Annotated in this window: 25 protein-coding genes and 1 pseudogene; 16 read left to right on the top strand and 10 right to left on the bottom strand. The window is 40.7% G+C overall.

All coding sequences use genetic code 11. The annotated features are described in order from the left end of the window. The first annotated feature begins 11 nt into the window (after positions 1 to 11). The 9 genes and pseudogenes from ATB76_RS08845 (at position 12) to ATB76_RS27135 (ending at position 8,976) form a co-directional block, all read left to right on the top strand. Entirely contained in the window at positions 12 to 713 is a 702-nt protein-coding gene (locus ATB76_RS08845; protein WP_230677712.1) for a VOC family protein, read from the top strand. A gap of 6 nt (positions 714 to 719) precedes the next feature. Then, entirely contained in the window at positions 720 to 1,757 is a 1,038-nt protein-coding gene (gene pseI, locus ATB76_RS08840; RefSeq protein ID WP_042599810.1) for a pseudaminic acid synthase, read from the top strand. Between the two features lie 6 nt (positions 1,758 to 1,763). Continuing rightward, complete coding sequence (locus tag ATB76_RS08835) at positions 1,764 to 2,717, top strand: glycosyltransferase family 2 protein (RefSeq protein WP_052486845.1); 954 nt, start codon at positions 1,764 to 1,766, stop codon at positions 2,715 to 2,717. Beyond that, complete coding sequence (locus ATB76_RS08830) at positions 2,718 to 3,779, top strand: hypothetical protein (protein ID WP_042599809.1); 1,062 nt, start codon at positions 2,718 to 2,720, stop codon at positions 3,777 to 3,779. An 18-nt stretch (positions 3,780 to 3,797) separates the two neighbouring features. Next, a complete protein-coding gene (locus ATB76_RS08825; protein ID WP_042599808.1) occupies positions 3,798 to 5,033 on the top strand; it encodes an oligosaccharide flippase family protein in 1,236 nt (411 codons plus the stop codon). Next, positions 5,023 to 6,138, top strand: a complete 1,116-nt coding sequence (locus tag ATB76_RS08820) for a glycosyltransferase (RefSeq protein WP_155396552.1) — start codon at positions 5,023 to 5,025, stop codon at positions 6,136 to 6,138. Before ATB76_RS08825 ends, ATB76_RS08820 begins: the two co-directional genes overlap by 11 nt. Positions 6,139 to 6,151: 13 nt before the next feature. Then, on the top strand, positions 6,152 to 7,210 hold the full coding sequence (locus ATB76_RS08815) for a hypothetical protein (protein ID WP_042599806.1): 1,059 nt from the start codon (positions 6,152 to 6,154) through the stop codon (positions 7,208 to 7,210). Then, entirely contained in the window at positions 7,207 to 8,013 is an 807-nt protein-coding gene (locus ATB76_RS08810) for a glycosyltransferase (RefSeq protein ID WP_230677711.1), read from the top strand. Before ATB76_RS08815 ends, ATB76_RS08810 begins: the two co-directional genes overlap by 4 nt. Positions 8,014 to 8,296: 283 nt before the next feature. After that, positions 8,297 to 8,976: pseudogene (locus tag ATB76_RS27135) on the top strand (transposase). A 151-nt stretch (positions 8,977 to 9,127) separates the two neighbouring features. Here ATB76_RS27135 and wecA read toward each other — a convergent pair. Then, entirely contained in the window at positions 9,128 to 10,213 is a 1,086-nt protein-coding gene (wecA, locus tag ATB76_RS08805) for a UDP-N-acetylglucosamine--undecaprenyl-phosphate N-acetylglucosaminephosphotransferase (protein WP_042599805.1), read from the bottom strand. A 501-nt stretch (positions 10,214 to 10,714) separates the two neighbouring features. On the opposite strand from wecA, the gene ATB76_RS08800 reads away from it, so the two are divergent. The 3 genes from ATB76_RS08800 to galU all read left to right on the top strand — a co-directional run bounded on the left by ATB76_RS08800 (position 10,715) and on the right by galU (position 13,885). Continuing rightward, the gene (locus tag ATB76_RS08800) at positions 10,715 to 11,881 is read left to right on the top strand and encodes a nucleotide sugar dehydrogenase (protein WP_042599804.1); all 1,167 of its coding nucleotides are present in this window, start codon (positions 10,715 to 10,717) and stop codon (positions 11,879 to 11,881) included. A 68-nt stretch (positions 11,882 to 11,949) separates the two neighbouring features. Then, a complete protein-coding gene (locus tag ATB76_RS08795; RefSeq protein WP_042599803.1) occupies positions 11,950 to 12,954 on the top strand; it encodes an NAD-dependent epimerase in 1,005 nt (334 codons plus the stop codon). A 52-nt stretch (positions 12,955 to 13,006) separates the two neighbouring features. Then, positions 13,007 to 13,885 (top strand): UTP--glucose-1-phosphate uridylyltransferase GalU, encoded by an 879-nt coding sequence (gene galU, locus ATB76_RS08790; RefSeq protein ID WP_029559784.1) that lies wholly within the window; start codon positions 13,007 to 13,009, stop codon positions 13,883 to 13,885. Between the two features lie 153 nt (positions 13,886 to 14,038). On the opposite strand, the gene ATB76_RS08785 is transcribed toward galU, so the two are convergent. Beyond that, a complete protein-coding gene (locus ATB76_RS08785) occupies positions 14,039 to 15,388 on the bottom strand; it encodes an MBL fold metallo-hydrolase (RefSeq protein ID WP_042599802.1) in 1,350 nt (449 codons plus the stop codon). Positions 15,389 to 15,775: 387 nt separating this feature from the next. Continuing rightward, on the bottom strand, positions 15,776 to 16,546 hold the full coding sequence (tpiA, locus tag ATB76_RS08780) for a triose-phosphate isomerase (RefSeq protein WP_038876836.1): 771 nt from the start codon (positions 16,544 to 16,546) through the stop codon (positions 15,776 to 15,778). 515 nt (positions 16,547 to 17,061) lie between these two features. Between tpiA and ATB76_RS08775 the strand changes: the two genes are divergently transcribed. The 3 genes from ATB76_RS08775 to ATB76_RS27130 all read left to right on the top strand — a co-directional run bounded on the left by ATB76_RS08775 (position 17,062) and on the right by ATB76_RS27130 (position 18,410). Then, on the top strand, positions 17,062 to 17,409 hold the full coding sequence (locus ATB76_RS08775) for a 5-carboxymethyl-2-hydroxymuconate Delta-isomerase (protein ID WP_038876834.1): 348 nt from the start codon (positions 17,062 to 17,064) through the stop codon (positions 17,407 to 17,409). Between the two features lie 64 nt (positions 17,410 to 17,473). Next, the gene (locus ATB76_RS08770) at positions 17,474 to 17,896 is read left to right on the top strand and encodes a DUF805 domain-containing protein (RefSeq protein ID WP_042599801.1); all 423 of its coding nucleotides are present in this window, start codon (positions 17,474 to 17,476) and stop codon (positions 17,894 to 17,896) included. A 226-nt stretch (positions 17,897 to 18,122) separates the two neighbouring features. Then, entirely contained in the window at positions 18,123 to 18,410 is a 288-nt protein-coding gene (locus ATB76_RS27130) for a GIY-YIG nuclease family protein (protein ID WP_080774271.1), read from the top strand. Here the strand turns inward: ATB76_RS27130 and ATB76_RS08765 are convergent. The 3 genes from ATB76_RS08765 to glpX all read right to left on the bottom strand — a co-directional run bounded on the left by ATB76_RS08765 (position 18,407) and on the right by glpX (position 20,659). Next, positions 18,407 to 18,769, bottom strand: a complete 363-nt coding sequence (locus ATB76_RS08765) for a DUF3135 domain-containing protein (RefSeq protein ID WP_179946831.1) — start codon at positions 18,767 to 18,769, stop codon at positions 18,407 to 18,409. The two genes, ATB76_RS27130 and ATB76_RS08765, sit on opposite strands and share 4 nt — an antisense overlap. Before the next feature lie 120 nt (positions 18,770 to 18,889). Next, entirely contained in the window at positions 18,890 to 19,504 is a 615-nt protein-coding gene (locus tag ATB76_RS08760; RefSeq protein WP_038864883.1) for a metalloregulator ArsR/SmtB family transcription factor, read from the bottom strand. Between the two features lie 147 nt (positions 19,505 to 19,651). After that, on the bottom strand, positions 19,652 to 20,659 hold the full coding sequence (glpX, locus tag ATB76_RS08755) for a class II fructose-bisphosphatase (RefSeq protein ID WP_038864885.1): 1,008 nt from the start codon (positions 20,657 to 20,659) through the stop codon (positions 19,652 to 19,654). A 345-nt stretch (positions 20,660 to 21,004) separates the two neighbouring features. On the opposite strand from glpX, the gene zapB reads away from it, so the two are divergent. Further along, positions 21,005 to 21,247 (top strand): cell division protein ZapB, encoded by a 243-nt coding sequence (zapB, locus tag ATB76_RS08750; RefSeq protein ID WP_038864886.1) that lies wholly within the window; start codon positions 21,005 to 21,007, stop codon positions 21,245 to 21,247. Between the two features lie 81 nt (positions 21,248 to 21,328). Here zapB and rraA read toward each other — a convergent pair whose 3' ends face one another. The 4 genes from rraA to hslV all read right to left on the bottom strand — a co-directional run bounded on the left by rraA (position 21,329) and on the right by hslV (position 25,078). Then, complete coding sequence (rraA, locus tag ATB76_RS08745) at positions 21,329 to 21,862, bottom strand: ribonuclease E activity regulator RraA (protein WP_042599800.1); 534 nt, start codon at positions 21,860 to 21,862, stop codon at positions 21,329 to 21,331. Positions 21,863 to 21,937: 75 nt separating this feature from the next. After that, positions 21,938 to 22,855, bottom strand: a complete 918-nt coding sequence (locus ATB76_RS08740; RefSeq protein WP_042599799.1) for a 1,4-dihydroxy-2-naphthoate polyprenyltransferase — start codon at positions 22,853 to 22,855, stop codon at positions 21,938 to 21,940. A 310-nt stretch (positions 22,856 to 23,165) separates the two neighbouring features. Beyond that, positions 23,166 to 24,497: an HslU--HslV peptidase ATPase subunit gene (hslU, locus tag ATB76_RS08735; protein WP_038864892.1), complete on the bottom strand. Its 1,332-nt coding sequence runs from the start codon at positions 24,495 to 24,497 to the stop codon at positions 23,166 to 23,168. Positions 24,498 to 24,526: 29 nt separating this feature from the next. Further along, positions 24,527 to 25,078 (bottom strand): ATP-dependent protease subunit HslV, encoded by a 552-nt coding sequence (hslV, locus tag ATB76_RS08730; RefSeq protein ID WP_038864894.1) that lies wholly within the window; start codon positions 25,076 to 25,078, stop codon positions 24,527 to 24,529. Between the last annotated feature and the right edge of the window lie 10 nt (positions 25,079 to 25,088).

The raw sequence follows: 25,088 nt of genomic DNA, 5'->3' as shown, positions 1-25,088 counted from the left end.
GAGTAATTTATATGAATGCAATGTTTTCGGCTTTAGGTGTACTTCATGTTGATCACTATGCTGTGACGACGAAAGACTTGATAGCTACATTGAAAGATTTTTTATCTGTTCCTGGAGCTAAGTTGCTCCGAGGCCCTGGAGAAAACCCAGCACAACAAGTGTACTATGCATTTGTGGAGCTCAATGGTATGGGTGTTGTAGAGATACTTGCACCACTAGATGACCATTCTCCGATTTTCGGACATCTAGGTTCAGGTGGTGGTGCTTATCATCTTTGTTATGCTGTGCAGGACATTGATAAAGCGCTCAAAGTTGCTGAGCAGGATTTTGGTGCAAAACTTGTGGTTGCTCCTCGTGCCGATGGCGCATTTGATGGCCGTAGAGTCGCTTTTCTTGTCCATCCAAATCATGGTTTGTTTGAGTTACTTGAAGCTTATCCTGTAGACTCAATACCTGTATCTCATCAGTCTATTAAGCTTGAGGTTGTAGATTCAAAACAAGACAAGCTTATGGAAATCTATCGTTCGGTTATTGATAGTGGTTGTCTTGACTACGATGGAACGGATATGGCAAGTTGCCCTGAATGGGACTCGTTTAAACATTTGATGTTAATAATGGAAATCGAAAAGCAATTCGAGATATCGATACCAGCGTCTGATATGTCGAAGTTGGATTCGTTGAAAAAGATTGAAAGTTACCTGGCGAATAAGTAGGAAATAATGAAAATAGCAAATAGAGAAATTGGTAAGGGACATAACCCTTACATCATAGCGGAGATGTCAGGTAACCACAATGGTGATATCACTCGCGCAATTGAGTTGATTAAAGCAGCGAAAGACGCGGGTGCTGATGCTGTTAAATTGCAGACTTACACGGCTGATACCATCACAATTAATCACGATAGTGAAGAATTTATGATCCGAGGCGGTCTATGGGATGGCTCAAAACTGTATGACCTGTACGAGCAGGCACACACCCCCTGGGATTGGCATAAGACATTGTTTGATGAGGCTGAAAAGCTTGGTATCACCATTTTTAGCTCTCCATTTGACCATACAGCTGTCGATTTCCTGGAAAGCTTGAATGCTCCTGCTTATAAAATAGCGTCATTTGAGTTGATCGACTTACCATTGATTCGAAAAGTTGCGGCAACCGGGAAGCCTATGATCATGTCGACGGGTAACGCTAATTTGGCAGAAATTGAAGAAGCAGTCGCGGCAGCAAAAGCGGCTGGTGCTATAGATATCATACTTCTTCATTGTACAAGCGGTTATCCAACTCCTGCATCACAGGCGAATATCTCAACTATGGCAGTAATGCGCGATGCATTTGGTGTTGAAGTTGGCCTTTCAGACCACACTATGGATATTGGTGTATCGGTAGCAGCTGTCGCATTGGGCGCATGTGTGATTGAAAAACACTTCACACTTGCACGTGCTGATGGTGGTCCGGACTCGGCTTTCTCATTAGAAAAAGAAGAGCTTAAGTCACTGGTAACTAATTGTAATATGGCTTTTGAATCTATTGGCAAGCCAAACTTCATTAGTACAGAGGTTGAACTGCAAACCAAAGTCCATCGTCGTTCACTTTATGTAGTGAAAGATATTAAGAAAGGCGAAGTGTTTACGGAAGAGCACGTACGTTCAATTAGACCTGGAAACGGTATATTACCAAAGTACCTTGATGATGTTTTAGGGTCTAAAGCTACAGGAGACTTTAGCTTTGGAACTCCGATGAATTTTAAGATGTATGAATGATGTATTATGAAAGTAAGTGTAGTAATACCAGTTTATAATAATACAGAGAGTATAGTTGATTCTATAGACAGCGTCTTAAATCAAAGCTTTGGCAATATCGAAATTATCGTTGTTGATGATTGTTCACTGGATGATACTTATTCCTTTCTTGATAATAAGTATGCAGACTCAATTGTCCTTATAAGAAGCGATGAAAATAGAGGGCCAGGTGGTGCTAGGAATATAGGACTTAGAAAAGCAAAAGGCGACTATATTCTCTTTTTAGACTCTGATGACGTTATTCTTTACAATTGTATTGAGGTAATGGTTACTTCTGCAATAAAAAGTTGCTCCGATTTATTACTATGTGATTATGGAAAATTTTCGGAGAGTTTTGATTTTAAGTACGATACTTTTCAAAGTGATAACACTGTAGATATAGTTCGCATAAGTAGTTTTGATTACTTAAGAATTCATGGGTACGCGCCTTGGGGAGTGTTGATTAGAAAGGATATTTTGCAGGGAGATATCTTTCCAGAAAACATGATTGCAGAAGATATATATTCAACACCGACTTTATTAAATATAGCTAACTCTATCTATTATATTAAAAGTGAGCTGTTTAAGTATAGGGTAAATCGAGATGGCTCTGTAACTAGTAATGTAGATCGACATAACCAAGCAATTATAAATGCTCTAAATCTATTAAATAGTAGTGGGAATATATCGGACAACATCCTGTTATATGTTAATTTACTTATTATTAGATATTTGTATCTTCAAGGGGTAGAGGTTGATACAATAAAGTATTTAGATAAAACTGAAAAAATAAAATATAACAGCCAAGGCGGTAACATAATATTGAGGCTAGAGTTATTTCTAGTCTACAAATATATAACTAATCGTAAGTATATTTATCTGAACTTAATGAAGAAAATTAGAGGGTTTGTTTCATATGTTTCGTTAAGGTTGAAAAATTGAATGGTAAGTAACTATAGAAAACTTTGGAACGTTAATTATAAAGGTTGTAGCGTTTTTGGCTATATAATTGCTAATGCTGAAGGAAAACGTGTCACCAGATTTTCACCCAAAATCAGGCTTTCAATAAAGGATATTGAAGGTTTTTTTAGGTTTCTAAGCGTACCATTTCTAAATGATGATACTGTGGTCGTTTGTATCCCTGATAGAAAAGATCTACATGATTTTGTCGAACAGTATTTTCAAGAGAGGAAATTAATTAAGTTTGTTAGAGCGGAAGTAGGTTATGGAAATTCTTTTTTAATCGAGACATTGCGAAAATTGTCAAGGTTATTCTTTAAATTTTTCTTAATACCTCATAAAACTAGGCTCATAAGAGAGTTGGGCTTAGAGGAAAGCAAAGTTATTAAAAATGATATTGAGAGTTTTTTAGGAGACTACTATTTTAACAAAATAGTAGCTTTCTTCTTTAAAAACAAAAAGGTCTATTACTCAAACTGTGTCGTTCCAAAAGTTGAGAAGTACATGGGGTTAATGAACTCTATAGAACTCCAACATGGTGTTATCTATAAAGAACATTTTGACTATGCCAATATGGATAGAAATTATTTGCACGGAGAGTTCTTGGCGTGGAATAAGTATTGGGCTGATATTCTTAGAAATGAGTGCAACTATCCTTTGCCTATAGAACATGGTTCTTTTTCCGGGGAGTTAATAGATTTAGAAAGAAGAGAAAAAGGGATTTTGATACTGACTACTGTAAGTGAAGAATTCTCTATTAACATCATTAAAAACTTTAACTTTAAAGATGTGACTCTGAGAAAACATCCAAGAGACTATTTTCCTTACAAGCAAAGAGGGTTTGTTGGAAAAGTCGAAAACTATACACCATTGGCTGCATACGACAAGATTGTCTGCAATGATACAACAATAATTAAATCACTTGTAGATGCAGGATACTACTTCTCTTATCTTGGATTAAGCTCAGAAAGTAACGTTGAAATTTATATTAAACTGAGGGAAAAGTACCAAGCAGAAGTAAAAATTAATTATGAGATAATATGAGATGGTATTTAATACAATATGAATGAAGCATTTAAAAACAGCTTTATACTGATTATTATTAGAGCGATCCAATATGGATTTCCTCTTCTTATATATCCTTATTTTCTCTCACTGTTTGGTTTAGAGAAGTTTGGTGAACTCTCATTTTGGTTAAGTGTAACATACTTTATTGGTACTTTAGTAAGCTTAAACATGGAGTCCCACGCTTCTCAAATGTTGTTTAAGAGCTCCGGAGTTGAACTAGAGAGAAAAAAAACAATTGCAATACCTCTTATTATAAGACTTTTGGTGTTTTGTTTATCGGTTGTAGGCTGGTTGATCTTTACGCTATGCTACGCTAGTGGCTATGAGCATATGTTGTTAATCATGTTCTCATGCTACCCTCTTCTAAGTATCGGGTTGCAACCTAATTTCTATTTTATGGCTTTGGGAGACTATTGGTTATCTCTTAAAACTTTAGTGATAGAAAAAGTCATTTTTTTACTACTAGTATTTTCTATAATAACAAGTGATGAGTTATATTATTTGGTGCCTATGTGTTACTTTATGGGTTACCTAGTTTCATTTCTATTTCTTTATCGATATATAGTTAGTAGTAATGAAATCAAACTTTTTGATTATGTTAAACCTGGTTATTTCGATATATTTAGAAGCTATACTAAAATTTCGTTGAAATTACTTTTAGGAAAAATGACACAGGTTCATACAAGTCTATCCAAATTTCTTGTAGGGATGATCTTTAACTATGAATTAGTAGCGATATATGATGTGATTGAGAAAGTCGTCAATGCTCTTAAAGTTCCATTAGTAATATTATTTCAAGCTACTTACTCAAGACTAAAAATGAGTAAAAGAGAGACTGGAAAGCTCTTTATTAGTCTGGTTATATGTTCAATTGTCACTTACTCTATCGCTTTTCATATGGACGAGTTTATTCTCACCTATTTCCTGAAGAGTAATGTAGAAAGCGCGCTTTCTGCATATAAAATCATGCTGTTAGTAGTTTTGAGTGTGCCATTTATGCAGGCCTATGGGGCAGGGTATATTGTAAAAGTTAAAGGGGCAGATATTTATGCTAACATAATGATTGTATCCAATCTAATTTCCATTGCTGTTCTTGTGTCACTTTATCTTAATGGTATCGATTTTAATAAATATGTTATGTGGGTAGTATTCGCAGAATTCATATTCGCGATGTTATGTCTAAGTCTATTCATGATATATAATTTTAAGAGTAAAAAAATTGTTAACTAGAATGTTTGATTTTTTCAAAAAAATTAGTAAGTCTGAAATTTACGTAATGTATGTTGGAGATTATTCGAGTCAAATAGGCCCACCGAATTCAATGATATATTTGTCACATTTGCTAGAAAAAAAATATACAGTTTCTATGACAAGTAACCTTATAAAAGGTGATGCTAGTGGCGACAGCAAGAATAACCGATCGCAGAATAACATCAGTAGAAAAAAAAATAATTTTTTTATCCCTTTTCGTCAGCATCTTGCTTCTATTAGATTTGTCGCATTAGTCATTAGCTTTAATATAAAAGTTCTTGCTGCAAGATTGATGAATCCTAATATTAAGTTTGTAATCACTCAACCATTGCTTATGCCCTGGTACTCGTTTGAAAAAGTCTATTTTATAAAAAGAGCAAATCTTGAAATTTCTGACATTGGAAAGGAAAATAAAGTTTTCCACTATTTTGAAAGTAGGTTTATCAAATCTAAGAGCTTTAAACTTATTTATCTTGTGAAACAAGACTATGATAGTGGTCACCCTTATAGCGTCATTCCAAACCATTTCTCTAATGAACGTTTTAAAGTTCGAGTTGCTAGCGAATCCAAAACAAAATTGCATTCAGTAGGTACATGGAATAAACGAAAGGGAGCAGATCTATTACATGAATTAAGCGATCTTTTAATCGAGTATTCTAAGGAGAAAATAAATATATATGGCGGGTTAGGTAGCGATGAGCGATTAAACAAGTTACTAAAGTCAGAAAAAATTGAATATCATGGCGTTATCAGTAGTCCTTATAACAACTTCAACGCCGGCGATATATTTCTTTCATTTTCAAAGGTAGAAGGGTTGCAGCGTTCATTGGTCGAAGCATTATTTATGGGGTGTATAATAATAGCGTTTCCAAGACCCGATTCTTTATCATTAAGGGATTATCCAGGGGTTTTTATTATTGATCCTAATAACAAATACGACAGCTTAAAAACCACATTACAAAAGATCTACTCACTTAATTGTTTCGAGTTGTCTGAATTGGGATTGAAAAATAGAAAACTAGCTATGAATGACTTCTCTGAAAAAGGTGTTCTAGAATCTTGGGTTAAACTACTTTCTAAATAATGTTTGGTGTGAAATGAAAAAAGTTATTGATGTTAAGAACTTTATATTGGTAAGTTATATAATCCTACCATCTATATTTTATTTTATACCATATGTTGTTTCTTATGAGAGTGGCTTTTTGAGAATGTATTTCTTTAACACATTCGATATTCCACATGATGTATTTGCTCGTTTTTTTTGGGGTTATCTTATTCTAGGTTTTTTGGTTTATAAAACTTTAAAGGTTACTGATTTTAAAATAATTTTCGAAGAACAGACAAGTGTATCACTTAATGTTTTTATAGTTGTTTTTTACTTGGCGTTTATGTATACGTCAATCAGCTACCTGAAATTGTTGTTAACCCCATTGTTTTATATTTTTATTTCTTCTTACCGACCCAAGGCCTTAACTTTTTTTGTTCTTCTTTGCATTTCTTCTATTAATATGGTCGTTTTTTATGATCGCTATCCAGTTATTCTGATTTTGATGATTTGGATGTTACCTTTCTTATCTAGATTGAGTGTGTTCAAGTTGCTGTTATCAGCGGTTATCGGTGTTTTTATTTTAGTTTTCTTATTACAGCCATTAAGAGCGGGGTTGATGCCATTTTCATCCGGATTTGGTGAACTGTCTTATTTGATAAAACACTTATTTCCTATCTATATCGGAGCATATTTGCTATTAATTGAAGATTTTTCTTTTTCCCAGCTTTTGTCCGAAGCAATACCTTTTATGAAGGGGGTTCTCGGATATGAAAGCGTAATTGAGATAATAGCACGAGAAGGCCTGCCTAAAGACATAATAGACATGGGAATTAGGCATGGCTCTAATAGTTCGATGTATTTTGATGGCTGGGGACCTTTAATTCTTATTGGTCTACTTGTTACTCTTAATTTGTCTTTGAGATTCTTACGTCTTCAAAAATTAAGAAATGCAATCCTGTTAATGTTTGTTTTACAAGGCCCTTACTTTATAAGAAGAACTTTTGGTTCACTTTATATAGATGTATTGGTGGTAATTTTTATCAGTGTGATATTACTATTGTATATTCAAGTCTTTAACTCTAATTCTAGTAGGAGAAATTACTTTTGAACCGTGTCGCCGTAATAATGTCGGTATATAAAAATGACAAGCTTGAGTTTCTTAAACAAGCAGTAGAGAGTGTCTTAGAGCAGACTTACAAATGTGACCTTTTCATTTATATAGATGGTCCACTGCCAGATGATACCTCTAACTATCTGAATTCGATAAGTTCACATCAACGAATACATTTGGATGGTAATGAAAAAAACAATGGACTTGCATACGCACTAAATTTTTTGATCGATAAGACAAAAGGCTATGAGTATATAGCCAGAATGGATAGTGATGATGTCTGTCGTATTGACAGAATTTATCATCAGGTTAAGTATATGGAACAATATAAAAGTGTAGATGTCTTGGGGGGAGCGTGTAGAGAGTTTGGTGCTGAATTTGCATTAGAATACAAAGCTCTTCCTAATCATCATAACGAGTTGGTTAACTTCAGCATCTCCAGGTGTCCATTTATTCATCCAACAGTTATGTTTCGAGGAAATATTTTTTCGGACAAAAATATGAGGTATCCTGAGAATACGGTTTTCACTGAAGATATGGCATTCTGGTTTTTATTAATTAAAAATGGATACATATTTGCTAATGTCGATAATATACTTTTAGACTATAGGATGAATGCTAATACAATAAATCGAAGAAAGGGCTTTTCTAAGGCTATTAGTGAAGTAAGGTTAAGGTTCCACTATATGAAAGAATTAGATAGAGTTTCAGTGAAGAACTTTATTATGTTGTCGAGTAGACTTGTTTTTCATATTTTGCCATTAAAATTCATGAAGCTGATTTATAATTATTGTCGCTAGAAATACAATGTTTTCCTTGTTTTTGGTTTATTTTGAAGGAGACCTTAAGAACCTTTCTCAAAATATAGAGTTTCATCGAGATTATTTATTGCCATATACCATGTGTTACTTAACTTTGTAAAAATAGACGTTGTAGTTATGAGCTTTCGAGATTTGAATAGGTTTTGTTTCCTAAAACATCATTACCCCACGATATGAACAACTAACTTCACTTGGATACTGAGCTTAATTGCCAAACTTCGTTCAAAAAACAAGTAATTAGAAACTCTGTAATCAAGCATTAATAAATCGTGGTGCACTTACGTTTCGGATTGATGAAGAGAAGATATCGTGCAGTTATGGAAGAAAATCAAATAGGGAAACCGTGGAGGACCTTGTTCGTTTAGTGACTTAGCTATTACGACGACTCTTATGATTAAGTGTGTACTTTCATTACTGTGAGAGGTCTTTGAGGGGGCATTAATTCTATTTTTAAACTCGCTCAACTACTGTTGTCATGGCCTCATTATTCATGCATTAACACACGAACTAAAACGGTCAACGTCGTGTGTGAGGAAGAAACTAAAGTAGCAATACAGCATTTACCCTTTGACACGCCGAGTTAAAAGCCTTCGGTGAGGGCGAATGGAAGGTAAAAAATGGTACTGACAGGCAATTCCATGTCTGGATAAAGTTACATTTAGTGTTCGTGCTGACGCACAGGAGATCATTGCCGCTTAGTTAACTTTATCGAACGTTAGTGACGGTCAAGCGTTCCATAATTTACTCAAAAACTCACCAAATAATCGTAGCAACTACAAGCATTCGTTCTCAGAGGCGGCGATGTTCAGTGTAAAGATAATTGTTGATGGCAGGTTAAGCTAAAGGAATTACGCTACCCAAGTCGGCTGGGTTTACTCCATGATAAAAGCGTTCAACAGCCTCACAGAGCTAGATATGCTTGAAAGGATGCTGAACGCCTAGTAATTAGCTGTGTTAGGCGCCTTCTTAATCGAACTTGAATTAGGAAACAAAGCCTCAAATATTATTAAATCACCACAGTTATGTGTTGGTGGTTACATAGGTTGTATTTCAATGTGCTGCTATCGAACGCTTAAAATTTTCCGTGACTTTCTTATCGAGCAATATCCGAGTTTTCCGTTTGTGCGTTTTTTCCTAGTTTGTTACGTACATAACGTGTGACTCGCCAAACGTAAGCGAGAGTTATTGCATAGCCTACGAAACATCCAACAAATAAACCAAACATTACCACTTCAGGTAAGTTCGCATTTTCACCATAGATACCGAAAGAAGCAAACGCCAAAGCAATAGTGCAGATGGCCATTAGGGTTTGGCGTGGACCTAACCCCAATCTTTGAAAGATATGGTGTAAGTGTTCACGATCAGGTTTAAATGGTGAGTCCCCTCTTCGTATGCGTCGGATCATTATTGCTGCCATATCCATAAGTGGTAATGCAATAAGCCAGAGTGCGGTGACTGGTCGCATTAGTGGTTCCGCTTGTTCAGTTTGGCTTACGCCAAGCAATAACCAAATCACAGTGAAGCCAATCATCATACTTCCCGCATCGCCCATGAAAACCTTTCGTTCTCGACCTAATATGCCTAAGTTCATAAAAATGTAAGGTAGCATTGCGATGATAATTACGATGCACAGATATGCTGCGCCGTGTTGGCTATCTACTTGCAACAAATAGGCAAGTGCACCGAGGGTGACAATCGAAAGGCCACCGAGCAAACCATCAATACCATCTACCATATTGAACGCATTGATCGCACCAAGTACAGCTAAAATGGTAATAATGGTACCAAGCCAGCCAAGCGATATCGGTCCTAAACCGAACATATCACCAAGGCTATGTAGTTCAATGCCTGCAACTTTCATCATCACAATAGAAAGCAGCGCCTGAATACCCATACGGATTTTGAAGCTAAGATCGATCTTATCGTCAATCGCGCCAATTATCGTCAAGATACAAATGCACAATAGGTATAGCCAACTGTGTTCAATCGTATCAGGCTTAAATGTGAGGTATTGTGCAAGTACCAAACAGATTGAAATGCCACCAACTAAGGGAACGGCACCATCATGGAGTTTTCTTGCATTCGGTTTGTCTACCAAGCCAATTCTTTTGGCCACTTTACGCATTAAGAAAAGTGTAGCAAAGGAAAAAAAGAAGATAAAACTAAGCTCTAGAAACATATACTGCCAACAAATAATTTTTAATTATAACGCAATGATTTTAGCCTAAATGCAATCATTCCAAAAGAACCGATTTGTAACAACTGTGGGTCGTTACATCATATCTTGCGATATGACTAAAAAATTATCTTATTCAAACTGTATTTCTCTACGTTTGAGTTCACTCCAATGAAAACATGACATTTACTTCCGCTGAAGGATTTTACATAGAAATGTGAAAACGAATTACTTCCCTTTATCTTTGGCCTTGGAAATAAACGCTAATCCCGATTGTTGGAAGCCGCTCTTACAAAATTAAAACAAAGCGCAACAAAGGCTCGAAAATGTATATGCTCGCAGAGGGTTATAAGAGCGTTTATAGTTGTCGTCCCTACCATTGTGTAGCTATTAGATTCATCGTCAGTTGAACGAATTCAATTTAGGATCATAAGACCTAACAAGCCTATGACCTTTATCCCCAGTTCTGATATTCTTTAGCAAAAATAAAATGAGGATTAACCCATGAAAATCGCAGTTGCGGGTACAGGCTATGTAGGTCTTTCCAATGCGATGCTGTTAGCTCAAAACCATGATGTGGTAGCGGTTGACATTATCCATGAAAAAGTTGATATGCTTAATAACAAGCAATCACCGATTTGTGACATAGAAATTGAGAGCTTTCTAGCAACGAAAACGTTGAACTTTGTCGCAACATTAGACAAACAGAAAGCGTACAAAGATGCGGAGTTCGTTGTGATTGCAACTCCTACTGATTATGACCCGCAAACTAACTACTTTAATACTTCTTCAGTTGAGGCAGTCATTAAAGATGTTATGTCAATTAACCCTGAAGCAGTGATGGTGATTAAGTCAACTGTTCCTGTTGGCTATACAGCTCGAATCAAAGAAGAGTTGGGTAGTGAGAACGTAATTTTTTCTCCTGAGTTTCTTCGAGAAGGTAAAGCGCTTTACGATAACCTTCACCCATCACGTATCATTGTTGGTGAGCGAAGTGAACGTGCCGAAGTATTTGCTAGCTTACTAGTGGAAGGGGCAGTAAAAGACGATATTCAAGTTCTTTTTACTGACTCTACAGAAGCTGAAGCAGTTAAACTTTTCTCCAACACCTACCTTGCTATGCGTGTTGCGTACTTTAATGAGCTGGATTCTTACGCGGAAGCACACGGGCTTGACGCTCGACAAATCATCGAGGGTGTTGGTTTAGATCCTCGCATTGGTAATCATTACAACAACCCATCTTTCGGTTACGGCGGCTACTGCTTACCAAAAGACACCAAACAGCTCTTAGCAAACTATCAAGAAGTTCCGAACAATATTATTGGTGCTATCGTTGATGCTAACCGTACGCGAAAAGACTTTATCGCAGATTCAATCATTAAACGTCAGCCAAAAGTAGTAGGCGTATATCGTTTGATCATGAAGGCAGGCTCAGACAACTTCCGTGCGTCTTCAATTCAAGGCATTATGAAGCGTATTAAAGCAAAGGGTATAGAAGTTGTCGTTTATGAACCAGTGCTTCAAGATGCTGAGTTTTTCCATTCACGTGTTGTGAAAGATCTGAATGAATTCAAAAAATGTTCGGACGTGATTGTCTCTAACCGTATGGCTGAAGAGTTGGCGGACGTAGCCGAAAAAGTTTATACACGCGATCTATTTGGTAGTGACTAACCTCACACTTGATTAAGTTAAGCCAGTCTTATTTGACTGGCTTTTGTTTCTTTAGGAATTGGTTAATTATGAAATACTTAGTAACTGGTGCTGCTGGTTTTATTGGTAGTGCAACAGCGGGGAAGCTTAATGCTGCAGGGCATGAAGTTGTTGGTATCGATAATCTAAATGATTACTACGATGTGAATCTAAAACATGCTCGACTCGCTCGTATTGAACATCCACTGTTCAAATTTGTAAGTGTGGATATTGCAGATCGTGGAGCGATGGAGAGGCTGTTTGCAACTGAGAAGTTTGATCGTGTTATCCACCTGGCCGCCCAAGCTGGAGTACGTTATTCACTAGAAAACCCACATGCTTATGCTGACTCAAACTTAGTTGGGCATCTCAATATTCTTGAGGGATGCCGTCAAAACAAAGTAAGCCATCTGGTATATGCATCTTCGAGCTCTGTGTATGGGCTTAATGCAAAAGTTCCTTTTGCCACTTCAGATAGTGTTGACCATCCAGTATCACTTTATGCAGCAACCAAAAAGTCTAACGAGTTGATGGCTCATAGCTATTCTCATCTGTATGACATCCCAACAACAGGTTTGCGCTTTTTCACTGTGTATGGTTCTTGGGGTCGTCCGGACATGGCCCCATTTATTTTTACTAAGAAAATTCTTGATGGCGATACTATCGATATCAACAATAATGGTGATATGTGGAGAGACTTCACCCATATAGATGATATTGTTGAAGGTGTAGTTCGTATTGCAGATGTCTTACCAACTCGAAATGAAAGCTGGACTGTAGAATCTGGAACTCCAGCAAGCAGTTCTGCTCCATATTCGGTTTATAACATTGGTCATGGCTCTCCTATCAACTTGATGGACTTCGTTAAAGCGATTGAAGATGAACTTGGTATTGAAGCGAAGAAAAACTTCCGTGAAATGCAGCCTGGGGATGTTTATCAAACTTATGCTGATACAGAAGATCTATTTACCGCCACAGGTTACAAACCAAGAGTAACAGTTAAAGAAGGTGTTGCAGAGTTTGTTTCTTGGTATAAAGGATTCTACAACAAGTAATACAAAACGAGGCGAAAGCCTCGTTTTTATGTCTAGCTAGGTATAAATCACAATGATTAAAAAATGTCTTTTTCCTGCAGCGGGTTACGGTACTCGTTTCCTACCTGCAACAAAATCTATGCCGAAAGAAATGATGCCGGTTGTCAACAAACCATTGATTGAATATGGTGTTGAAGAAGCTATTGAAGCTGGCATGAATGGCATGTGCATTGTCACCGGTCGTGGCAAACACTCTTTGATGGACCACTTCGATAAAAACTATGAGTTGGAACATCAAATTTCAGGAACAAGCAAAGAAGCACTGTTGGACGATATCCGTTCTTTGATTGATTCAGCGAGTTACACATATATCCGTCAACGTGAGATGAAAGGTCTTGGTCATGCTATCTTGACTGGTCGTGAGTTAGTGGGCGATGAACCATTTGCGGTTGTATTAGCAGACGACCTCTGTGTGAATGAAGAGCAGGGCGTATTAGCGCAAATGGTTGAGCTGTACAAGCAGTTCCGTTGCTCTATTGTTGCGGTTCAAGAAGTTCCAGAAACTGAGACCCATAAGTATGGTGTGATTGCTGGTGAGATGATCAAAGATAACATCTTCCGAATTGATAACATGGTAGAAAAGCCAGAACCAGGCACAGCACCAAGTAATTTAGCAATTATTGGTCGCTATATCTTAACGCCAGATATTTTTGATCTTATCGAAAATACAGAACCAGGCAAAGGTGGAGAAATCCAAATTACTGACGCATTGATGCAACAAGCGCAATCTGGTTGTGTTATCGCTTACAAATTTAAAGGTCAGCGTTTTGACTGCGGAAGTGTAGAAGGTTACATCGAGGCGACAAACTACTGCTACGAGAACCTATACAAAAAAGCGTCTAGTGCTGAGCTTGCTAAAACACCAACCGTAAAGGTTGCTGAACCTGCATAGTTGTTCAGTCTCGTTACTAACGTGCTTTATCATGGCTTTCTGACGCATAAAGCTTAGTTAAAGCACGTTGATATTCAAATTCTTATGCTGCTTCTACTCATTAATAATAAGTAAGAACTAGGTCGTATCGTTCTAATGCCAGTAGATGTTAGTTTAATAAACCACTTCAACTCCTTCCGTTTCAATCCTCTTCCCTAACTCACTTTTTGCTTCTTTCTCTCCATGTATCAAATGTACGGCTTTTGGCTGTTTCGAAACTCCAGTAACAAACTTCAATAAATCGCTTTGGTCTGCATGTGCAGAATATCCAGAGATGGTATGGATCTGTGCGTTGGCTTCGATTGGTTGGTTATCGATATCCACCGAGTGGCTGCCTGATTGGATTTCTCGACCTAAGGTTCCTTGCGCTTGATAGCCCGCAAACAGCACATCATTTTTTTCATCCGGTAAGAGTGCTTTTAAGTAATTGACGATTCTTCCTCCTTCGCACATACCGGATGCTGCGACGACAATCGCAGGCTCATCGGTGGAGGCTAGTCGATTCACTAATGCTTGATGTTCTCTATGGCTTTCCACGGTAATGCATTGTTCAAAGGCGAGGGGATGACGATGATTGTTGAGCTTTTGCTTTGCTTCTTTTCCCCAAAACTTTTTGAAACGGCGGTAGGTCTTCGTGACTCTTTTTGCGAGCGGAGAGTCTAGAATAATTGGCAGAGAAGACGACAAGTCACGTCGATGAATCAGCTGTTCAATATCGAATAACAGTTCCTGCGTACGTCCTACGCTGAAAGCTGGGATCAGAATTACACCACCGTCTTGCAGTGCGTGATCGATAATGGCGTTCAAGCGTTCAGTTCGAGTGGCAATATCTTCATGCTCTTTGTTGCCGTATGTGGACTCGATGAACAAATAGTCGGCACGCTTTGGCGGCTTTGGATCGGGCAAGAGCGGGGTATTGGACGGACCTAGATCGCCGGAAAACACGATGATTTCATGATTGGGGAGTTTGAATTCCACGTAAGCGGAACCAAGAATGTGCCCCGCAGGCTGAAAGCGTAGGTAACATTGTTTACCAAGTGGCAGCCATTGTTGGTAGTCATGGGGTCTTAGCTGTTTTTTAATGACGTTGAGGACTTGTTGACGCTGATGGTAGTTCAAACCTAGTTGCAGTTTTAGTCCGTCTTCTAACATGAGTGGTATTAGTTCGGCTGTTGCTTTGGTGCAGTAAATGGGGCCTTTAAATCCAGCAGCCAATAGCCAAGGTAGGCGTCCAATATGGTCGATATGAGCATGAGTCAGGACTAATGCTTTGATGTGTTTAATCGGAAACTCAATATCCAGTGATGCCCTGCGGTTGCCAAAATGGATGTCTTTGCCTTGAAAGAGTCCACAATCGATCAAGATGCTGCCGTGTGGCAGTTTCAATTCATGACAAGAGCCTGTGACGGTATGTTTCCCACCATGGTGAATCACATTGGCGATGTCTGATATCGGTGTTGTCATGTCGACTGCTCCTCCTTGAACAAGTATCAGTAACTATAAATCCAGTGGGCAGAGTAAGTGAATTGAGTTCGTTGGTTGGATGGAATTAAGTAGGAATAATCGGAAGTGTGATTAGGTTCTTTGTTTTGATGTAAGTCGTTTTTCGTTACTTAACTTTGGGTTTGACACACGCGGTTAGTAGATTCCTGATGTCGCTTAGGCTCCTCGGAATGACGGATGTCTTTTGGGTATGTCTGTTGTTTGGGTGCTTTGAGTTGGGGCGTGGGGTTGAGTAGATTCCTGATGTCGCCTAGGCTCCTCGGAATGACAAAACTCATTAGATCGTAGGCAAACAAAAAGGGATGCGTAATGCATCCCTTTGCTATTTCTGCTTAGTAAAAAGCGAAATTAAGCTTTAGCTGCTGCCGCTGCTTTAGCGATAGCTACGAAGCTCTTAGCGTCTAGAGAAGCGCCGCCAACTAGAGCACCGTCGATGTCTGGTTGTGAGAAGTAAGCTTCAGCGTTTTCTGGTTTAACAGAACCGCCGTATTGGATGATTACTTGTTCTGCAACTGCTTCGTCTTTTGCTGCGATTAGAGCGCGGATAGAAGCGTGGATGCGTTGTGCATCTTCAGCTGTTGCTGCTTTACCAGTACCGATAGCCCAGATTGGTTCGTAAGCGATGATTGCGCCGTTTAGAGCTTCAACACCGTAAGTGTCGATAACTGCGTTGATTTGACGTGCACATACTGCTTCAGTTTCGCCAGCTTCGTTTTGAGCTTCAGATTCACCGATACAGAAAACAGGCGTTAGACCGTTTTCTTTTAGGAAGTTGAATTTCTTCGCGATGAACTCGTCAGATTCGTTGTGGTATTCACGACGCTCTGAGTGACCGATGATGATGTGAGAAGCACCGAAGTCTTTCAGCATTTCTGGAGACATGTCGCCAGTGAAAGCACCGCTGTTGTTTAGGTCAGTGTTTTGTGCGCCTAGGATAACTTTGTTATCACCTTCTGCGATTACACACTCAGCTAGACCGATGTAAAGAGCTGGTGGAGCTACTGCTACGTCAACACCTTCAACGCCTTCAAGTTCAGCGTTAATACCAGCTAGCAGCTCAGTTACCATTGCTTTGCTACCGTTTAGTTTCCAGTTACCCATCACTACAGGACGACGCATAGGAATATCTCCCTTATCTTTAATGTAAATAGTCTATTAATGTAAAAAATCTACGTAGGAATATAACAGAATAATGTGAACAGATCATGATTGGCGTCATGTCTTATTCGGCTTTCTTCATCTGGTCGGTGCTGCATTTGTTCTATACCCAAGTAACCTCGAGATGCTAGGTTCAGCGAGAATGGCTTGGTTTGCAGGCGAGGCAACAATTTGAAGATCTAGTGGTTCTAAATTAAAAATTGTTAACAAAGTATGCAGACCAAGGCCGCTCGCCCTTCGGGAGCGTGTCATTGAACCGATGCTGCGTTGTTTTCCTAGCTTGCATTTTCGGTAAACAGGGAATCAATGACAACGCTCTGGACCCTGTATCTTGAGGTCACTTGGGTCTATCCATTTTATCAAAAGCAATCGATTGGTGATCGCGTAGACAGAATGATAGTCCATTCCTCGGAAATTGCCGCTTAGATTGGTATTACTACGGGTTAAAAGTTAGCCGTAATAAGAAAGGAATCAAAATGCCAAACTTAGTTTTAGAATATTCCAACTCGGTCGATGAGCGTGTGAATGTTCAAGGCCTATTAGAAGACCTACACAAAGTGACTTTAGACAGTGGTTTGTTCGAGTTGGCGTCTGTCAAATCTCGTGCACTTCGTTGCCACAATTGGCTGGTCGGGGAAGAGGGCGATAGTGTGGACTTCATCCATATCAACTTTGATTTGCTCGCAGGAAGGAGCTCAGAACAGAAGCGGGAACTATCAAGAGCACTGATGGTGGTGTTACAAGAACAAGCAAGCCATGTTCGCAGTTTGACTGTGAATGTTCGAGATATGGATATTGATTGCTTCCAGAAGGTGGTAAATTAGACACGCTAGGATTTACGTAGTGCGGCCAAGGAGTTGTCGCACTTTCAATATGTTGAGTGTTTCGATGTCGATTAAAGAACTACTGTTTTCTTTCCAAGGGCGTATAGGCCGTAAAACTTACTGGGTGTGGAATATCATTTACTACATCATGATCTTGGGCTTCGGTGCAGGCATCAGTAAGTTATTCCCTGCGTTTTCTTATATTCTTCTGCCGATCTTCCTGCTAATTCTTCTTATTCCAGATTTGGCGATCACAACTAAGCGTTGGCATGACCGTAACAAGTCGATTTATTGGCTAGCGTTAAACATCCCATTGATCATTGGCCGAGTCGCAACGCCAATGACGAACCCAGCAGCACAAGACCCATCAACACCGCAAATGATGGTCGCTTCGATTTCTCTGATTTGTGGTCTGTGGATTCTGGTGGAGTGTGGTTTCTTGAAAGGCACTGTGGGTCAGAACAACTACGATCCTGAGCCGAAGTAAGCTCCTGGGTATCGAACTTGTTGGACGTAGATTCATAGTCTCGCTAAGGCTCGCTAGAATGACGAATTTCTTTTATTTAATCGTCGCTTAAAGTAACCGTCATTCTGAATGGCGAGGGACGAGCGTGATTCAGAATCTACTCACCGAGTGCTCCGAGTTTGAAGTAAGCTTATTGCTGGTGGATCACAATGGGAAACTAACAATAAGTCATTAAGGAGAATGAACCATCGACAAAACACCTTGCGTTTACATCCTAACTTCAAAAAATAACTCTGTTCTCTACATTGGTGTTACCAGTCAACTGCCCCAAAGAATATGGCAACATAAAAACGGAGTAGTCGAGGGCTTTACCAAGAAATATCACGTTCACAAGCTCGTTTATTTTGAGTTGTTCGAAGACATGGTTGCAGCCATAAACCGAGAAAAGCAGCTGAAGCAATGGAAGCGTGAATGGAAGTTAGATTTAGTGAGAGAATCTAACCCTGACTTTCTCGATTTATCCAATGAATTTTAGTAAAAATCATCCCTATCTTTAAATGCCTTCAACTCAACTACATCAGCTTTTTGAGTCGGTGAAGGTTCTCCCTGTAATGCCTCTCTGAATTTTACGACTTGTTTCTGTAACTCATTCATCAATACGACATTAGTGTGATTGGGGTTTTTACAGTTATGGATGACTCTGTCTATGTGGCTTTGTTGCGCCCATAACCTTGGCTGCATCTGCTCTGAGGCACCCTCGATCATCTCTTTTGCCATATCATGACGAAACTGCTCAAAGGCTTCGGGATCGCGTTCCGCCATTTTTACCATTTCATCGAATGAGGGTAAAACTTGTGGTTTGTAGGTGCTTGGCATAGCTATCTCCAAATCCATTGGATGTTGCTCCTAGTTACTAAAAGCTTAATCCATGCAAAAACGGAGATAGAAAGAATTACAATATCGTCTCATTAATAAGAGCGTATGTTCATAATAAAGTGGAAGAGAGTCGAAATACTAGGCTTGAATGCGGTACACGCAGCGACGCTGGCCACTGATGATGTGCTCATCGCGCTTTATTTTTGTGTCACTGCCGAGAAGTGACTGGAAGACGTTGAGCTCAGATTGGCACAAACTTGGGCAGCGAGTCGCGGCTTTACAGATAGGGCAATGGTTTTCGATGAGGATAAACCCATGTTCATCTTGTTCTAGTTCTGCCATGTAGCCTTCTTGTTCACGCAGAGTAACCAATGTCTTTAGTTTGCTCTCTAGAGAGTCACACTGCTCAAGATGCTGTTGATAGTTTTGTAGAGTAAGCTTTTCACGCTCTGACGTGACTTTTTCCAACCCATCTTTACCGAAGATGTGCTCTACGGCTTCGATGAACTGAATGGTCAACTCACCATGGCGATCTGCAAACTGCTCATGACCTTTTTGGGTCAGAGACCAATGGCGGGCAGGGCGACCCACTTTGACTTTTACATCATGAATCGACAGGATGCCGTCATCTTCCAAACCTTGCAGATGCTGACGCGCACCCATGGTTGTCATACCCAGTTCAGAAGAGAGTTGTTTCGCGGTGACAGAGCCATCACGCTTAACGATTTGCAAAATCCTATCTACGGTCTTCATATACCCACCATTTATACGTCAGTACATATTATGCGCGATAGGGTTAGTAAAGAAAAGTGTTGACTTAATTTGTGTGTGGATTTGTTGAATCACAAACAAAAAGGGTTGGCACTTAGCCAACCCTTGGGGAATCAATCTACGTCGAGATTAAAGAATAATATCGCGTACTTCTGGATCTTTACGCTCTAGGTAGTGCGTAGACTTGATGCGACGAATAGTACGACAACGGCCACGGATCAACAGAGTTTCTGTTGTTGCGATATTGCCTTGGCGAGAGATGCCTTCTAGCAGGTCACCTTTGGTAATACCCGTTGCAGAGAATACTACGTTGTCGCTGCGCGCCATGTCTTCCATCTTCAATACTACGTTTGCTTTTACACCCATCTCTTCACAGCGTTGTAGTTCAGCTGAGCCATAGATGCGGTTTTCTTCCGTATCGCCTTTTACTTCATGACGAGGAAGAAGACGACCATGCATGTCACCGTCTAGTGCACGAATTACCGCTGCAGATACGACGCCTTCTGGTGCGCCGCCGATGCAGTACATCATGTCTACTTCGCTGTCTGGCATACAAGTTAGGATTGAAGCGGCTACGTCGCCGTCTGGCACTGCGAATACGCGAACGCCCATGGTTTGCATCTCTGCGATCACTTCATCGTGACGAGGCTTCGCAAGCGTAATAACGACTAGCGTATCAAGAGGTTTATTCAGTGCTTTTGCTACGTTTTCTAGGTTTTCTTTAAGTGGCTTACCTAGGTCGATAACACCTTTAGCGCCAGGACCGACAACCAGTTTTTCCATGTACATGTCTGGTGCTTTAAGGAAGCTGCCTTTCTCACCCGCTGCCAATACTGCTAGTGCGTTAGATTGACCCATTGCGGTCATGCGAGTACCTTCGATTGGGTCGACAGCGATATCGACTTCGTCGCCACCAATACCCACTTGTTCACCGATGTACAGCATTGGTGCATCATCGATCTCACCTTCACCAATAACGATTTCACCACTGATGTCTGTTTTGTTCAGCAGGGTGCGCATTACTTCAACAGCAGCACCATCCGCTGCGTTTTTGTCGCCACGGCCAAGCCATTTGTAACCAGCCAAAGCGGCACCTTCAGTAACACGGGAAAATGCCATTGCTAAATCGCGTTTCATGATGTCTCCAAGTAACAAGAGGGAAGAATAATTTGCGCGGCGATTTTATCACATCGTCAGTTAAACGTTTGCCTTTTTGCTGAGCTTTTACTTTAACTAAGTTGAATTTGATCAATACTTGGGTGAGTTTATGGGGTAGTGATGGGAAAATACATTGCTCAAAAATGCTTCTAGGATAAGAAAAGTCAGCGTTTAGTGAGATTGCGCCGATTTTTTAACCGAATGATGCAAAATATCGAATATAGTAAGTGTTTCTCATCGCTACGCTGAGTAGAATGAACCTCATAGGTAAGGTGCAAGCGAACGCTCGCCATCGTCCCACGGAATAACAATAGGTAGGCCAAGATGTCTTTTGAAGTACTAGAAAAACTAGAAGCGAAAATTCAAACTGCAGTTGACACAATCACTCTTCTTCAGATGGAAGTAGAAGAGCTGAAAGAAGACAAAGTGAAATTAGAAGCTGAAGCTAACGAAATGCGTTCTCAACGTGAAGAGCTTGAGCAAAAATCTCAGCAAGCTCAACAAGAGCACGCGCAGTGGCAAGAGCGCATTCGTGCACTACTTGGCAAGATGGACGAAGTGGAATAATCCACTTAAGTATCCAGAATCAAAAACACCCGCTTCGGCGGGTGTTTGCGTATTTGGCTAGTAGTCGTAAATGGCGTTAGGTTAGTTTAACCTTTCCTCATCTTCTTCCTCTTCATCGTCATCCAACTCGAGATCGATATTGAGCGGTTCTGGAGAAAGAATAATGCCAGTGCTATCTGCATAGATGTAATCTTCCGGTAGGAAGCTAACACCGCCAAAGTTTACTGGGACATCGATTTCACCAACGCCTTGGTTCGCAGCGCCAACAGGAATAGAAGCGAGCGCTTGAATGCCAAGGTTCATGTCTTCTAGTTCATCCACTTCGCGGACGCAACCGTAAACGACAATGCCTTCCCATTCATTTTCTTCTGCAAGGGTTGCGATTTCTGCATCGATTAAGGCTCTGCGTAGAGACCCTCCGCCGTCGATCAACAATACTCGCCCGATTCCGTCTTGTTCTAGCGTTTCGCGGATCAGTGCGTTGTCTTCAAAGCACTTAACCGTCGTCACTTGCCCGGCAAACGACGCGCGGCCGCCAAAGTTACTGAACATCGGTTCAACTACATCTACCTGATCAAGATAGATATCACAGAGTGCTGAGGTATTGTATTCCATAGCGTACCTTTCTAAACAGAAACTGTTGTCTTTGAGTATATCTAGGCATTAAGTCAATGCAATGACAATCCCTTTTTAACTCATCAGAGTTTGAGCTACCACAACTGTTGCAAATAAAACGTTAGTAACGAGCGAGCACTTCACAACAACGGGCATCATTGGGGCAATTTGTGCGGGTTTTTCGGTATCCCAAACCGCTTTGCCATGATTCGCTACCACGTAGATGCTTAGCAGGAAGGGTAAGCTGATCCAAACCGGCTTGTCTTGAATAAGTAAATAAGCCGCAAAGGCGAGTAGGGCGCCACCGAGTAAGATGAAGTGGTATTGCTTTGCTTTACGTTGACCAAGTCGAACTGCCATCGTGCGTTTACCACATTCGCTGTCGTTCTCAATGTCACGCATGTTGTTGATGTTCAGCACTGCTACGGCTAACAAACCGCAGCCTAATGCTGGTAAGAACAATGTCGCATCCACATGACCGGTATGCAGGAAGTAGGTACCGGATACGCCAAGTAAACCGAAGAAGATGAAGACAGACAGGTCGCCTAGGCCGACGTAGCCGTAAGGCTTACTACCCATTGTGTAAGCAATCGCTGCGATAATGGCAAGAATGCCTAGGCCGATAAAAGTAATGATGCTTTCAAAAGAACTCAGTGCGTAAAACACCAAAGTAAGGCCTGCAATCCCGGTCAGAACGATATTAAAGATGATCGCCATTTTCATCTGAGCGGCAGTGACGGCGCCAGACTGCATCGCGCGCTGAGGGCCCAAGCGGTTGTCATTATCTGTACCTTGGACTGCATCGCCATAATCATTGGCAAGGTTAGATAGTATTTGCAGTAACGTAGCTGTGACGAAAGCCATGATGGCAATGGTCAGAGAAAAGTGTCCCGCTGAATAGGCGAGTACGCTACCGGTCAAAATTGATACCAGTGCAAGCGGTAATGTTTTAGGACGCGCGGCTTCAAGCCAGATCTTTAGAGATTGTTTCATGGATATTTCGTGCTAGTAACCAATGTGCCCAGTATAAGCACAAAGCGACAGATACGCTATTGACCTAAAGCAAGTCAATTAAGAGTCAAAGGGTTACAAGTAAGGAACACAGTTTTCATATTTGAGGGAATAAAGCGGGGCTCTTTTAAAAACAGAATGGTGTAGTGCGCGCTGCTATTAGATCCTCAGTCTCGCTTGAGCTCGCTAGGATGACGAACTTTTTTGCTCTAGAGCTTGCTAAAGTAACCGTTATTCGAAACGAAAAAGCCCAGAAGCATAGTTCTGGGCTTTGGTCTCTATACTGGGCTTATTACAGAATGAAGCGGCTTAGATCTTCATCTTCAATCGTGTCACCTAGACGGTTTTTCACGTAAGCCGCATCAATGACGAACTTCTCACCCGCTTTTTCAGTCGCGTCGTAAGAAATCTCATCCATCAAACGCTCCATCACGGTATGCAGACGACGCGCACCAATGTTCTCAGTAGTTTCGTTCACGGTCCATGCCGCTTCTGCGATTTGAGTGATGCCGTCTTCAGTGAATTCTACATCCACGCTTTCTGTTTTCATTAGCGCAACGTATTGTTCAGTCAGAGATGCTTTTGGCTCAGTAAGGATACGTTTGAAATCGTTACTGGTTAGTGCTTCTAGCTCTACACGAATAGGCAGACGACCTTGCAGTTCTGGAATCAAGTCAGAAGGCTTCGCTACTTGGAATGCACCAGATGCCACAAATAGGATGTGGTCTGTTTTCACCATGCCGTGCTTAGTTGATACGGTGCTACCTTCGATTAACGGTAATAGGTCACGCTGAACACCTTCACGAGATACGTCAGGGCCAGAGCTTTCGCCGCGCTTACAAATCTTGTCGATTTCGTCGATGAACACGATACCGTTGTTCTCGACGTTGAAAATCGCAGACTCTTTCAGCTCTTCTTGGTTTACCAGCTTCGCTGCTTCCTCTTCTGCCAACGCTTTCATTGCGTCTTTGATTTTCAGTTTGCGTTTCTTCTTCGTGTCGCCAGCAAGGTTTTGGAACATACCTTGTAGCTGGTTGGTCATTTCTTCCATACCAGGAGGCGCCATGATCTCCACACCCATTTGCGGTGCTGCTACGTCGATGTCGATTTCTTTGTCATCTAACTGGCCTTCACGCAGTTTTTTACGGAAGATTTGGCGGGTGTTCGATGTGTCTTCTTTTTGCTCAGATTGACCCCAAGCATCACGAGCTGGTGGTAGTAGGGCATCTAGAACACGCTCTTCTGCTTGCTCTTCAGCGCGGAATTTTACTTTTTCCATCGCTTGCTGGTGTGTCATCTTCACTGCAACATCGGTAAGATCGCGGATGATGGTTTCTACTTCTTTACCAACATAACCCACTTCGGTGAATTTGGTTGCTTCGACTTTGATGAATGGTGCATTAGCCAGTTTGGCAAGACGGCGAGCAATCTCTGTTTTACCTACACCAGTAGGACCAATCATTAGGATATTTTTGGGTGTCACTTCTACACGCAAGCTTTCTTCAAGCTGCATGCGACGCCAGCGGTTACGTAGGGCAATCGCAACCGAACGTTTTGCTTTCTCTTGACCAATGATGTGGCGGTTCAGTTCATGAACGATTTCGCGAGGAGTCATTTCAGACATATTCTTTCCTTACTTCGTTACGATTACGCTTAAGCCGTTGGCTTAGGAAGCTCTACTGTAGATTCTAGTTCTTCTACAGTGTGATTATGGTTGGTGAATACACAGATGTCGCCAGCGATGTTCAGTGCTTTCTCTGCAATTTCGCGTGCGTCTAGGTCTGTGTTTTCTAATAGTGCGGTTGCTGCTGCTTGTGCGTATGCGCCACCGGAGCCAATGGCAATCAGGTCGTTCTCTGGCTGAACTACGTCACCGTTACCTGTGATGATAAGTGAAGCCGTTTCATCCGCTACGGCTAACAGCGCTTCTAGTTTGCGAAGTGCACGGTCGCTACGCCAGTCTTTTGCAAGTTCCACTGCTGCCTTAGTTAGGTGGCCTTGGTGCATTTGCAGTTTGCTTTCGAAGCGTTCGAATAGGGTGAAGGCATCCGCGGTACCGCCAGCAAAACCGGCAAGTACTTGGTTGTTGTATAGGCGGCGAACTTTACGCGCATTGCCTTTCATTACGGTATTGCCTAGCGACACTTGGCCATCACCCGCGATGACGACTTTATTGTTTCGACGTACAGATACAATGGTAGTCACAGTCGACCTC

This window comes from Vibrio sp. MOR3, from assembly GCF_001557775.1.
Taxonomy (GTDB): Bacteria; Pseudomonadota; Gammaproteobacteria; order Enterobacterales; family Vibrionaceae; genus Vibrio; species Vibrio jasicida.
The sequence above is the reverse complement of the archived record's forward strand: the minus strand, read 5'-3'. Positions and strand labels throughout refer to the sequence as shown.